The following is an 11,710-nucleotide window of genomic DNA, read 5'->3' on the forward strand; positions in this document are numbered from 1 at the left end:
GCAACATTCACGCTCGCTATTTCTAGCCACGTTGTAGTTCAATCAGCTTTAGGGATTGCCCGCAGTTAACCCTCACTACTAGCCAATCACTTGACTAGCAGGGCTTACTGATATATTTAATTAACTTTGGTTATAATTGGTTAAATAAATCGTAACAGTTAGTTACCCTTCTCGTTGTATTGTAATCATATTAATCACTATATTAAGTATAATGGATAAAGTTTAAAAATTGAAATTAATTCTCATCTCAATTTGAGTAGAAACCTACTACCACTTGTGTAAAAACAAATAGTTCATTATCCTTAAACTATATAATCTCATTCGTTCGGAGGGAACTATGCTACAAAAATTCGGTTTCTCACAATATGAAAGCCAAGCTTATGAAGTTGTCGTATCAAGCAATGAACCATTAGATGCAACAACTATAGTGAAACATTCAGGTGTTCCAAAAGCAAAAATATACGAAGTGTTAGCACGACTCATTGATAAAGGGATGGTAATGGATTCTGTTTCTGAAAAGAAAAAATTGTATACAGCATTACCACTCAAGTTAGCAATTGAAAAGTTAACGACAGAATTCCAATCTAATATTAAAGAACTTGAAAATAATATTTCTAAAAAATCATTTACAGATGACCGCGTTTGGAGTTTAAAAATGCAGTCTTCTATTAAAGTACAAAGTAGGCAACTTATAGAAGATGCGAAAGAATCCATACGCATCTCCGCATGGAACGATACCCTTTTAGAATATCTTCCTTTACTAGAACAAAAAGAAAAACAAGGCGTCCAAGTCGAGTCCCTCATAGTTGGAAAAGTGGAAACTGACTTAGAAAACATGCATTTTTTAATCCCAGCTCAAGAACCTAACGCATTAGAGCGTTATTTACTACTCATCGTTGACGATCGTGAAATTTTATTTGCTGGTGTAGAGCAAGAATCATGGCAAGCGATGAAAACAATGTCACAACCTTTCGTGAAGTTCTTTACGGAGTTCTTCTATCATGACGTTGCACTTGCGAAGATTACAGAGAAGCACCATGACCTCTTTATGCAGGATGAAGAAATTAAGGAATTGTTGATGAAGTTGAGGTATTAACAAATCCCAAAATCGATTCTACCATTTGAATAGATAATATAATTTTTCATACAAAAAAAGCTGTACCAAACGGAGTTTTACATACTCATTTGGTACAGCTCTTTTTTACGCTTTCGCTAATTTAATTTTATGTAGGTGGTTTTTCGGATGGTTTTGATTTGTAAATACAGAACGTTCATTTTACGATTTTTTTTGCTCCTTTATCTCCCTCAAAAGCTCAATAATCTTCTCATTTTGCTCTACTTGTTTCTCAGAATTTTGATAGATGAAACGAATCCATCTAAATACAAAAATAATAAGAAATAATGGGACTAAAGAAATTAGAAAACCAATAATTGAAAAATTAGACTCCATATACTATCACCTCGCTATATACTTCCTTCTCCATTTCTCTACTAACCCCTGCATTTTTTTACACACAAAAAAAAGAACCTATCAAACGATAGATTCTTCTTTCCTAAGCTGATTCGAGCGTCCTCTCGTAATAGAGAAAATCGCACAAAGCAGTGCCAATATAATGAAAACGCCGCCTACCCAAGCGTTATATATAACAGATGATTTCTCAATAACAACTCCGCCTACTGTTGAACCGAGCGCAATTCCTAAATGAAGTGCAGAGTTATTTAAACCTTGCTGAATACCAGCTGATTCTGGCGCAATTTCAATTAAATAGTTTTGCTGTGCTGGCGAAATTGCCCAGCTCAGCATACTCCAAAGACCCATCATAATAATGAAGAGCGGGAATGAGAATGTCATCATCGGCAACATAAAGATTGCACATGCAAATACGATAATGATGGAAATAATACTTTTCTTCGATCCCCATTTATCAGCAAGCCAGCCGCCAAGGCCACCTCCAAGTACCGCTGCAATTCCGAAAATGAAGTAAAACACACTAATCCAATTTGCTTCAACATGCATCACATCTTTTAAAAACGGTGTTAAATATGCGTATAGCGTTAAATGTCCTGTTAAAAATAAAAATGATGTTAACTGTGCACTTACAATTTTTTTATCCTTTAACGTAGCAATTTGTTCTCTTATTGATAATACCGATGTCGGGGGTACTTTCGTTAAGAATAATGAAATACAAGCAATCGCCATAACCGTTAATATTGAAATTAATACAAATGGTGCACGCCATCCATATGCATTTCCGAGCACAAGACCTAGCGGTACTCCAAGTACGAGTGATCCACTAATACCCATGAAAATGATTCCAATTGCACGCGCACGGAAATGCGGCTCTACTACACTAGAAGCAAGTGTTACCGATAGTGCAATAATAAGCGATCCACTCGCTGCACAAATTACTCTCGAGAACATTAGCATCCCGTAATTCACACTAAATGCCGAAATGATATTTCCAATTAAGAAAATTGATAATGCCACAACATACAATTTCTTTCTTTCAAACTTGCCTGTTAATGCTAATAAAACTGGCCCTGATAGAGCGAATACTACTGAAAATATTGTAATAAGCTGACCAGCTGCACTAATCGACACACCTAAATCATTAGCAACTAAATCAAGCGTTCCTCCTATAATTAGCTCAACCGTTCCGACTACGAAAGCCGCAATAGCTAAAATATATACACGAAAATTCAAGCCTTTCCCCACACTTTCTCTTTTGGTTACTACCATTATAGTAACCAAAAGAGAAAGTGGACGCAAGTACAAATTTTTTTACAACAAAAAAAGCAGGCGTATAATACGCCTGCCCTTCAATCATTAAACTCCAGTTTCTTTCTTCTTATTTAAGTACCAATACACCGGAAGTCCAGTAAATACAATTCCAATTGATAAGAAGCAGCTTACCGGATCGTTAATAATTGCACTTCCAAGTACAAACAACGATCCTAAAATCGCAACGATTGGTACAATCGGGAATAACGGTACACTGTATGCACGCTCTTTATTCTTGTTACGTTTTCTTAAGATGAAGACACCTATAAATGTCATTACATAGAAAATATAAATAATGAATACGGAAATCTCGGATAGCTTATTCGGATCACTAATAATCATTAAAATAATTCCTAATATGATTTCAACAGTAATTGCATTCGCTGGTGTTTTAAATCTCGAATTTTCTTTTGCAATAAACTTAGAAAACGGAAGGTGTCCACGCTCTGCCATCGACATCGGAATACGTGGGAATGTTAAAATCTTTCCATTTAAACAACCGAAAATAGAAATGATAATACCGATACTAATAATTTTCCCGCCATATTCTCCAAGTAACATTCCCGCAGCTGTCGCCGTTGCATTTTCTCCAAGGGCTACGATTTTCGCTGCTGGTAATACATTTAGTAACGCTAAGTTAATTAATACGTAAGCAGCTGTTACAATTAAAATCCCAACTGTCATTGCCTTCGGTAATAACTTTGTTGGATTCTTCATTTCTCCGCCAATAGAAGCAAGCAAAATCCAGCCATCATAGGCAAATAAAGTTGCTAAAATTGCCATCCCGATACTTTGATTTTCTGATATCGGTACAACTACGTTGAAGATATCACTATTCCCTTTCCAAAACCCTAGCACAACAATTAATATAATTGGAATCATCTTCCCAACTGTCGTAACCGTTTGGACGATGCCCCCATATTTTGTTCCCAAACTATTTATAACGCCTAGGAACACAACTGTTCCAATTGCGATTGGTAAATTCCAGACTTTATCTAAATAGAAAAAATTGATCATTAAAGAACTAAAATACAAACCTAACGTTCCAATAATAGCTGGTCCATAAACAATTGTTTGCATCCAGCCAGATAAATACCCCCAAAAACTTCCGTAAATCTCCTCTAAATACGTATACAACCCACCATTTTTCGGAATTTGCGCTCCAATTTCGGCTACTGTTAAACCACTTGCTAACGTCAACAGACCACCAATTACCCAAGCAAGAATAGCCATATTAGAACTCCCTGAGTAATCTAATACGCTCCCTGGTTTCATAAACACACCAGACCCAATAATAGTTCCTACTACGATAGAGAGTGCTACTGTTAAACCAATTTTGTTTTTCTCATCATGATGCATGCTGCGTATCCTCCTTCCAATTCTAGTGTGATGCAAAAATGAAATAAAAAAACACTCCTCCCTAAAAAAGGGACGAGTGTTGTATTCGTGGTTCCACCCTTGTTTCAATTAGTAAAGTGACATACTTCACCAATTTCTCAAGTCTAAATAACGGTTTTTGCCGGCATGCAATTACTAGATATCCGTTCACTGCTGCAGTTCAGAGGTGGTAATCGATTTTTCCGTATTAGGAAGCTCACAGCCAAAGGCCTCCCTCTCTGATAATCGTAAAAAACTGATCATATCCTCATCATCACTTCTTGATGTCGAATTTTTTAGTTATTGTTCATTATATTGAATTGTTAGAAAAAATCAATATATTTTTTTATATAACATAAGAAATGTTTCTCTTCTTATATTATAACAGAAGTTACGACACTTCTCTAATTCCCTAAAAATGGTACAATCTATATAGGAGGTGCACCAATAATGATTGCTATTTTTTGTATCATCGCTACGGTTCTTTCTTTTATATTCGCTATCATGTATCAATATAAGTATCCTGGTTATAGCATTTTAGCGGTAGCTATTATACCAGCTGCTTCCTTCTACGTATTAGGTAAATACCAATATACTGAAGTGTTTATCGGTTTTGTAATCTTCTACTGCATCTTTGGATACATACTAACAATGAAAAGAATTTTATTGAATCATTAAAAGGGACCGATTTCTGCTTACAGAAATCGGTCCTCGCATGCATCATATCCCTCGGTTGCCCACACGAAAGATACGACATAGTTCAATTATTTATCTTCATTTTTCATAAAAAATTTATGATTTGGAAGATCCACATTTAAATCTGCTAATTGTTTCTTTTCCTTTTCTAGAATCGCTTTCGCTTTTTCTTTTGTCGCCTCATCTAAATTTGCAAAGATGTCTTCATGCTTCCCTTTCTCTGGAAGATTCACACCTAGTTTTGTCAATTCTTCTTTCGCTTGCTCGCGAGTTAATTTCCCGGACTTTTCTTGCTCAAAAATGGACTTCGCTTTTTCTTTTGTCGCCTCATCTAGATTCGCGAACATATCACCGTGCTTCCCTTTCTCTGGGAATTTCACACCTAGTTCTTTCAACTTCGCTTTCGCTTGCTCACGAGTTAGTGTTCCAGACTTTTCTTGCTTCAAAATTGCTTCCGCCTTTTCTTTTGTCGCCTCATCTAAATTCGCGAATATGTCACCATGCTTCCCTTTCTCTGGAAGCGTTACTCCTAATTCTTTCAATTTCTCTTTCACTTGCTCATGCGTTAATGCTCCGGACTTCCCTTGCTCAAAAATGGACTTCGCTTTTTCTTTTGTCGCCTCATCTAAATTCGCGAATATATCTTTGTGCTTACCTTTCTCTGGGAATTTCACGCCTAGCTTTGTTAATTCCTCATTTGCTTGTTCGCGAGTTAATTTCCCGGATTTTTCTTGCTCTAGAATCGACTTTGCTTTTTCTTTCGCCTGATCATCTAGTCCTGCAAACATTTCCTTGTGCTTACCCTTCTCTGGGAATTTCACACCTAATCCCTCTAACTGTTTCTTTGTATCATCCATAATCGTTTTTACTTTTTGTTTTGTTGCTTCATCTAAATTCTTCTTCGCAGTTCCTTTTGTAACTTGCTCAGCTGCTGGAGTATTAGTTGCCGCAAACGCTGGTATACCAGCTCCTCCTATAATTCCAAATGATAAAGCACCTGCAATTGCTAAATATCCAACTGTTTTCTTCTTCATAGGAAATTTCCTCCTTCATATTTCTAAAGCATGTACACTTTCGTATACAATGCCAATAGTAATGTTGGTTTCTTAAAATTTCCTTAACGATTTAAATAAAAAACACCGCTCATCACGAGCGGTGTTTTTCTAAGCTTTTTGTAATTGTAATTCTTCACGTTCCATTACTTTTCTTAATACAATTGTTTGTGTCATTGTAAATAAGTTACCTGTAATCCAATACAGCACCAGTCCTGATGGCGCCGCAAATCCCATAAATAGAATCATTGCAGGCATCATAATTTGCTGTATTTTCAGCATTTGAACTTGTTCTCCAGGCGTTACATTTGATTGGAACACCTTCATTTGAATAAATGTTGTTAACGCTGCGATAATCGGTAATATATGATATGGATCTGCATGTCCTAGGTTCACCCATAAAAATGAAGATGTACGAATCTCTTCAGTTCGGCTAATCGCATAATACAAAGCAGAGAAAATCGGCATTTGTATAAAGATTGGCCAGCACCCAGCTAACGGATTCCAACCGCCTGATTTCATTAGTTCTGACATTTCTTTTTGATACTGCTTTTGTTTTTCAAGATCTTTACCCACATCACCGTATTTCTGTTTCAGCTTCTGTAATTCAGGTTGCATTTTTTTCATTTTCGCTTGGCTACGATATTGCGAAACAGCTAATGGAATCATTGCTGAACGAATAACGAGCGTCATGATAATGATGGCAATCCCGAAGCTAGCTCCAGGTATATGATGAGCAACAAATTGAATCATAAATGAGATTGGATATACGAAATAATGGTTCCAAATTCCCGTACTATGTGAATCAATTGTACCTGCATTGCTGCAGCCAGATAAAACAAAAACAAGTAATAATGATAAACTAATGAGCCTAGCTCGGTATGATTTTAACATGTTCATTCCTCCAATGTTTCGTAATTAATTAGCGAAACATTGGTGTATACGGACCTACCTCGTCACTCTCTCCACTCGATTCTTGTCTGCGGACAGAACGAATCATTCCATATTTATAAAAAATAGAAAATAGCGGTACATTTCTTGTACCCTCTTCACACGTATCTACTAGTTTAAAAGCTCTCTGTCTACCGCTCGATGCTTGCTGACGCACAAAGCGAGAAACGTTAGCAAGAAAAAAGACCTCTAATACACAAAGCGCTGTCGTTACAAACGATATATATAGAATTGCATCCTGCAATAAAAATTCCATCGCTTCACATCCTTAATAAAGTCATTTTAGCATATTCAGCAAACATTCTCTATTTCCTTTTGTTCTCAAAAGTTTTTTTTGCATATTTTCTCAAAAAATTATGCTAGAAAACCAATGTATTCGCTTTCTTTAGTATATTCACACGTATCTTTGAATAGGTTTAATTTTTTAGAAATTTATAAAATTTTTGCATTATAATAAAACTATTGCCAGTTTTTGAAAAAAGCTTTATTCTCTTCTTGTAATCAAAAATGAATATGGAGATGAAACATACTATGGGTCAACTAGGAGACGCCGATTACGTTCCCGACACCGCCTTTTTATCCTTCCCAGCAGCTAAAACATTTCATTTAGAATTTATCATACAGTTAGTTGTTATTTTTATAGCTTCTATTTTGTATGCAATTTCTATGAATATGTTTTTTATCCCGCATAATATGATTAGCGGTGGATTCGCTGGTGTAGGGATGATTATCGGTTATTTAATGCACTACAATATCGGAGCACTTATCTTTTTACTAAACATTCCGCTTCTTATTTTAAGTCACTTTTACTTAGGAAAGAAGACAACCTTTTTAACGGCATACTTTGTGGCTGTATCATCTTTAGCGATGAACATTATCCCAGTACACCAAGTTTCAGATGATATTTTGCTGTCTTCTGTATTCGGTGGTGTCATCTGCGGTGCTGCCTCAGGAATCATATTCCGATTTGCTTCTTCAACAGGTGGTTTTGATGTTGTTGGATTGATTGTAGCGAAACATCGCGATGTTTCAATTGGAGCAATCATCTTTGGATTCAACTTAATCTTACTTGTTGCAGCAGGATTTATTTTCGGATGGGATATTACGCTTTATACGTTAATTAGTCGGTTTGTAGTCAGCAAAGTAATTGATGCCGTGCATACAAAACATATTAAATTAACGATAATGACAATTACAGAAAAAGGTGAGGAAATAAAAAGCTCACTATTACATCACGGCATACGTGGCGTAACAATGGTAGATGCTGTCGGCGGCTATACAAACCATAAGAAAAAAATGATTTACACTGTCGTAACTCGCTACGAGTTGGGCGAAATGAAACGTATTATCCGCCAAGTGGATAATAAAGCATTTATGAACATTACTGAAACAGTTGAAATTGTCGGCCGTTTCAAACGTATATAAAAAAGCGCAAGGAACTACAATTCCTTGCGCTTTTTATTTTTTACACTTATTACAAAATCAGATAATTCTATTATTGTATCACTAAATGTGTTATAATAAAACTAGACTAACAAAAAAGAGTATATAGACTTGGAAGTTTCTCTTATTTTTATAAGCAAAAAGAAACGAGCAGTCGGGTATATTTCAGACACCATACACGTAACGGTTTAAAAAAACCGATTATCTTAGTTATTCTTCACTGATCTTTTTATAAAGATACGTACAACTAAAATTCACTTCAATATACTATACCTACCTTTTTGACTTCCAAATCATCTTATTACATAAGGAGATGAACATATGAATCAATATATACGATACACACTAGCTGTCCTATTTGCCATCGTCGGCGGCGTGATCTGTTTCTGGACAAACACAGAGCTTGGAGAGAATATCATTTTTAATGGAATCGAAACCCTTGTAAGCGCTTCAATTTTAGGCGGATACATTTTCTTCCTCTTCAATCCAGAAGAAAATGCTCAAAAAACAATGTTATTAACAATGATCGGAATCGTTGGTGGATGTATTTCCTACTCAATGACAAACTATACATTACCACTTCAATTAAGCTCAGCTTTCTTCCATGGTCTATGGACTTGGTTTATCGCATTCTGCCTAGCAGACGTATTCAACCTATTACAAGACCACGAAGAAGAAAATGGTCAACAAATTGAAAGCAATTCTTAAGCTGGAAGATACTCTTCCAGCTTTTTTGTTTCCTGTTCTTTCCTGTTCATACCCCATCCCCAAAATAAAAAGAAGTTACCCCCACGGTAACTTCTTTTCCACATACCCCATCCGGTACTTACCGGAATATATCAACGATTCTCCAAATATATCGGCGATTTCTCCACTTATATCAACGATTTTTTCATTATATCGATTCAACGACATCCTTCGATAACCAAAACGCACAACATACCCTATCCCCCAAGCAGCTTACTGCCGAACTCTACAATTAAAAAGATAATTAATAGGACTGCGAGTATTTTTACTGCTACATATGCCACTTTAAAAATTACATAAATGAGTAAGACTAGCAAAATAATCGCTAAAATTTCCATATATAACTCCTCCAAACTTTGCTCTTCTTACCTCATTTTACTCGCCCCGATCTTTTTATGGAACGGCATAAGATTACATATAGAAAAGAGGATACCTCACCCATCGTAAGATACCCTCTCCTTCAACTGCTCGAACCACTCTCTATCCAATTGTAAATATCCTATTTCACTCTTCTCAGCGCTCTTCAATTCTTTATCCGCTTTCTTCATATAAATATGGCATGCTTCCATATCTTGCTCTAAATATTTGATAACCCCTTTTGCACGGTAATACCCATGTAAGTCCAGCATTGTAATTGCCTTCGCATGATTCTTCGCTTCTTGCAAGTAAAGATTTTCCTGCTGATAAAGTACTCTATATAAAAGATACCAACTATGAAAACTACCAACAAAATATTTATTTTCTTTTGTCACAGGTAACTGCACAATTTTCTCTAAATGTACTATCGCTTTTTCCATTCCCTCTTGATCAGCTCGGGCATAAAATACGAGCATAAGTCCGCTCATTATTTCTCTTATACTTTTATCCTCTTTTATTTTTTCTTCACTAATTTCTACTAATCTCTCATCCCAATCTTTCGGCCGTTTGTAGCTTAATAATTCACCCGATACTTGAATATTATATAAATGCCCTCTAGCCCTTTCATCATCTTTAATTAAAATGAGAAATTGCATGCCATCGCTCAGGAATGTTCCTTTTATCGGCACTATTGTAACGGCAAAAATCGTAAAGTGTAAAACGGAAAAATATAAAAGATATTGATAATAACTAACCATGTATATGTAACCTGAAGTAATACCGAATAGTGCACTTGTAATCGGACCACCTAAAGTCATCCACGCCCATTTTTTTGAAAGGTTCGATGTCTCTATAGAAGGCGGCACTAGCATCGCAACGCCTCCAAAGTACTCCCATAATTTATTTTCTCGAATTCGTATTTTTCCTTTCTCATTTTGCACAGTAATGGGTCCTACTGTCATAAATTTAAATGTCAAACCACCTATTACACCAAATGCTACATGTCCTAGCTCATGAATGGCTAACACTAACAATGAAATTCCAACTATTGCCCATAGGTTCAAAATTACTTCTAATTTCCCAGTTCGGATTACTCCGTATAAAATGGACAAAACTAGCGCCGCCGTCATGGAACCAGCTGGCCTTCTTAAAATATCCACCTTTTTCTCCCCTTAATAAATCATTTTTCTCTGCATTTCGTACATGAATTTTCCGAGATGCAATATCCAAATAAATGAGATTAAGCCAATTAATACAAAATCGATATCACTAGCTGCTGTATATATAACGGCAGCCCACCATACATATGCCAATATTGTATTCGTAAATTCATATGCTTTATATCCAGCCTCATGCACAATGTGCTTTAATCCTTCATCTGCGTTTTTCGTCCACATTTTCATAGATTCCATATATGTTACACCTTGTTCAGGATATAGCTTATTATAACGATTTTTTGTTATGAGCCCGATAACCACTACAATAGTTAAACAGACAATAGAAGCTACTAAATTCCACACTGCAAATGACACATTTGTATCCTGTAACAGTGCACGTCTACATGTAATAACTGCATATACAAACCATGCCTGCGTAACTATATCACCTACACGTAAATATATACTTATAATGCCTAATTTTCTGCCTTGTACGCTCTCTTCTTCATCGCGTACCTCCGCTAACATACGTGTATTCTTCCAAGTGTAGTACATCATTAAGATTCCAAAAATAGTACATACACCTATAAATGTATTAGATGATAATTTTCTCGGTTCATTCGAGAGTAAATTTAAAGCTATATAAGATGTTAAAAAGCCACCCATCATACTTAATGCTATTTTCCCCACAAAATCAAATTGTTTTTTTCGTTTACTCTTCATCTTCATCGTCCTCTTCCCCCTCCACTAACATAAATATCTCCTCCACCGGCGCTCCAAAAATTTGTGCGATTTTTAGCGATAACACAATAGATGGTGCATAATCCCCGCGCTCAATTAAACTAATGGTTTGCCGTGATGAGCCAATCGCTTTCCCTAAATCCCCTTGTGATAAACGATGCTTTGCTCGAAATTCCCTCACTCGATTTTGAAGCTTCATGTCTTCCCTCTTTTTCATTTATTTAATTAAAATTGTAAATAATATCCTTATCTTTGTCAATTATAATTGTCATTTTGACGCAGATACATGTCAAAAACGAATATATATTATACTAGACATAACGTATATAATAATCTTCAAGAACTACATAATTGAGGTCAACGTAAACTTCCTTATTACTGAAAATAGCACCTACCAAGGTTATAGC

The 11,710-nt window shown here is 35.9% G+C and carries 15 protein-coding genes and 1 other annotated feature; of the genes, 4 read left to right on the plus strand and 11 right to left on the minus strand.

Translation table 11 applies throughout. The features are described from left to right. Nucleotides 1-337 precede the first annotated feature (337 nt). Nucleotides 338-1,096, plus strand: coding sequence for a TrmB family transcriptional regulator (locus tag MR155_RS12750; RefSeq protein ID WP_242310056.1), 759 nt, complete (start codon nucleotides 338-340; stop codon nucleotides 1,094-1,096). Nucleotides 1,097-1,276: 180 nt separating this feature from the next. On the opposite strand, the gene MR155_RS12755 is transcribed toward MR155_RS12750, so the two are convergent. The 3 genes from MR155_RS12755 to MR155_RS12765 form a co-directional block, all read right to left on the minus strand. Continuing rightward, complete coding sequence (locus MR155_RS12755; protein WP_215597022.1) at nucleotides 1,277-1,450, minus strand: hypothetical protein; 174 nt, start codon at nucleotides 1,448-1,450, stop codon at nucleotides 1,277-1,279. An 81-nt stretch (nucleotides 1,451-1,531) separates the two neighbouring features. Beyond that, nucleotides 1,532-2,716, minus strand: coding sequence for an MFS transporter (locus tag MR155_RS12760; RefSeq protein WP_242310293.1), 1,185 nt, complete (start codon nucleotides 2,714-2,716; stop codon nucleotides 1,532-1,534). 111 nt (nucleotides 2,717-2,827) lie between these two features. Continuing rightward, nucleotides 2,828-4,141 carry an APC family permease gene (locus MR155_RS12765; protein ID WP_002015963.1) on the minus strand — a complete coding sequence of 438 codons (1,314 nt, stop codon included), beginning with the start codon at nucleotides 4,139-4,141 and terminating at the stop codon, nucleotides 2,828-2,830. A gap of 65 nt (nucleotides 4,142-4,206) precedes the next feature. Beyond that, nucleotides 4,207-4,443: a binding site (T-box leader), on the minus strand. A gap of 166 nt (nucleotides 4,444-4,609) precedes the next feature. Between MR155_RS12765 and MR155_RS12770 the strand changes: the two genes are divergently transcribed. Continuing rightward, nucleotides 4,610-4,837, plus strand: a complete 228-nt coding sequence (locus tag MR155_RS12770; RefSeq protein ID WP_242310058.1) for a hypothetical protein — start codon at nucleotides 4,610-4,612, stop codon at nucleotides 4,835-4,837. Nucleotides 4,838-4,923: 86 nt separating this feature from the next. Here MR155_RS12770 and MR155_RS12775 read toward each other — a convergent pair whose 3' ends face one another. From MR155_RS12775 to MR155_RS12785, 3 genes are all read right to left on the minus strand, one after another. Further along, on the minus strand, nucleotides 4,924-5,889 hold the full coding sequence (locus MR155_RS12775) for a hypothetical protein (RefSeq protein WP_219374967.1): 966 nt from the start codon (nucleotides 5,887-5,889) through the stop codon (nucleotides 4,924-4,926). Between the two features lie 129 nt (nucleotides 5,890-6,018). Next, complete coding sequence (yidC, locus tag MR155_RS12780; protein WP_002015966.1) at nucleotides 6,019-6,801, minus strand: membrane protein insertase YidC; 783 nt, start codon at nucleotides 6,799-6,801, stop codon at nucleotides 6,019-6,021. A gap of 28 nt (nucleotides 6,802-6,829) precedes the next feature. After that, a complete protein-coding gene (locus MR155_RS12785) occupies nucleotides 6,830-7,114 on the minus strand; it encodes a hypothetical protein (protein WP_002015967.1) in 285 nt (94 codons plus the stop codon). Between the two features lie 275 nt (nucleotides 7,115-7,389). Between MR155_RS12785 and MR155_RS12790 the strand changes: the two genes are divergently transcribed. Then, nucleotides 7,390-8,283, plus strand: coding sequence for a YitT family protein (locus MR155_RS12790; protein WP_000530031.1), 894 nt, complete (start codon nucleotides 7,390-7,392; stop codon nucleotides 8,281-8,283). 339 nt (nucleotides 8,284-8,622) lie between these two features. Beyond that, nucleotides 8,623-9,009: a DUF3938 domain-containing protein gene (locus MR155_RS12795; RefSeq protein ID WP_002015968.1), complete on the plus strand. Its 387-nt coding sequence runs from the start codon at nucleotides 8,623-8,625 to the stop codon at nucleotides 9,007-9,009. Nucleotides 9,010-9,084: 75 nt separating this feature from the next. On the opposite strand, the gene MR155_RS12800 is transcribed toward MR155_RS12795, so the two are convergent. The 5 genes from MR155_RS12800 to MR155_RS12820 all read right to left on the minus strand — a co-directional run bounded on the left by MR155_RS12800 (nucleotide 9,085) and on the right by MR155_RS12820 (nucleotide 11,520). Further along, nucleotides 9,085-9,210: a hypothetical protein gene (locus MR155_RS12800; RefSeq protein WP_313897555.1), complete on the minus strand. Its 126-nt coding sequence runs from the start codon at nucleotides 9,208-9,210 to the stop codon at nucleotides 9,085-9,087. Between the two features lie 35 nt (nucleotides 9,211-9,245). Next, on the minus strand, nucleotides 9,246-9,386 hold the full coding sequence (locus tag MR155_RS12805) for a DUF3985 family protein (protein WP_002034639.1): 141 nt from the start codon (nucleotides 9,384-9,386) through the stop codon (nucleotides 9,246-9,248). A 96-nt stretch (nucleotides 9,387-9,482) separates the two neighbouring features. Further along, nucleotides 9,483-10,535 (minus strand): zinc metalloprotease, encoded by a 1,053-nt coding sequence (locus MR155_RS12810; protein WP_219301297.1) that lies wholly within the window; start codon nucleotides 10,533-10,535, stop codon nucleotides 9,483-9,485. A gap of 42 nt (nucleotides 10,536-10,577) precedes the next feature. Further along, complete coding sequence (locus tag MR155_RS12815) at nucleotides 10,578-11,285, minus strand: DUF3169 family protein (protein ID WP_242310297.1); 708 nt, start codon at nucleotides 11,283-11,285, stop codon at nucleotides 10,578-10,580. Further along, nucleotides 11,275-11,520, minus strand: a complete 246-nt coding sequence (locus MR155_RS12820; protein WP_002067963.1) for a helix-turn-helix transcriptional regulator — start codon at nucleotides 11,518-11,520, stop codon at nucleotides 11,275-11,277. Before MR155_RS12820 ends, MR155_RS12815 begins: the two co-directional genes overlap by 11 nt. Nucleotides 11,521-11,710: the final 190 nt, after the last annotated feature.

The sequence above is a fragment of the Bacillus cereus group sp. BfR-BA-01331 genome, from assembly GCF_022663915.1.
GTDB classification, from domain to species: domain Bacteria; phylum Bacillota; class Bacilli; order Bacillales; family Bacillaceae_G; genus Bacillus_A; species Bacillus_A mycoides.

What these genes read in the sequence shown, in the direction of transcription:
- MR155_RS12755 (WP_215597022.1), bottom strand. Translation starts at nt 1,450, where the DNA reads ATGGAGTCTAATTTTTCAATTATTGGTTTTCTAATTTCTTTAGTCCCA.
- yidC (WP_002015966.1), bottom strand. Translation starts at nt 6,801, where the DNA reads ATGTTAAAATCATACCGAGCTAGGCTCATTAGTTTATCATTATTACTT.
- MR155_RS12805 (WP_002034639.1), bottom strand. Translation starts at nt 9,386, where the DNA reads ATGGAAATTTTAGCGATTATTTTGCTAGTCTTACTCATTTATGTAATT.
- MR155_RS12785 (WP_002015967.1), bottom strand. Translation starts at nt 7,114, where the DNA reads ATGGAATTTTTATTGCAGGATGCAATTCTATATATATCGTTTGTAACG.
- MR155_RS12795 (WP_002015968.1), top strand. Translation starts at nt 8,623, where the DNA reads ATGAATCAATATATACGATACACACTAGCTGTCCTATTTGCCATCGTC.
- MR155_RS12815 (WP_242310297.1), bottom strand. Translation starts at nt 11,285, where the DNA reads ATGAAGAGTAAACGAAAAAAACAATTTGATTTTGTGGGGAAAATAGCA.
- MR155_RS12790 (WP_000530031.1), top strand. Translation starts at nt 7,390, where the DNA reads ATGGGTCAACTAGGAGACGCCGATTACGTTCCCGACACCGCCTTTTTA.
- MR155_RS12765 (WP_002015963.1), bottom strand. Translation starts at nt 4,141, where the DNA reads ATGCATCATGATGAGAAAAACAAAATTGGTTTAACAGTAGCACTCTCT.
- MR155_RS12810 (WP_219301297.1), bottom strand. Translation starts at nt 10,535, where the DNA reads ATGACGGCGGCGCTAGTTTTGTCCATTTTATACGGAGTAATCCGAACT.
- MR155_RS12750 (WP_242310056.1), top strand. Translation starts at nt 338, where the DNA reads ATGCTACAAAAATTCGGTTTCTCACAATATGAAAGCCAAGCTTATGAA.
- MR155_RS12775 (WP_219374967.1), bottom strand. Translation starts at nt 5,889, where the DNA reads ATGAAGAAGAAAACAGTTGGATATTTAGCAATTGCAGGTGCTTTATCA.
- MR155_RS12770 (WP_242310058.1), top strand. Translation starts at nt 4,610, where the DNA reads ATGATTGCTATTTTTTGTATCATCGCTACGGTTCTTTCTTTTATATTC.
- MR155_RS12820 (WP_002067963.1), bottom strand. Translation starts at nt 11,520, where the DNA reads ATGAAAAAGAGGGAAGACATGAAGCTTCAAAATCGAGTGAGGGAATTT.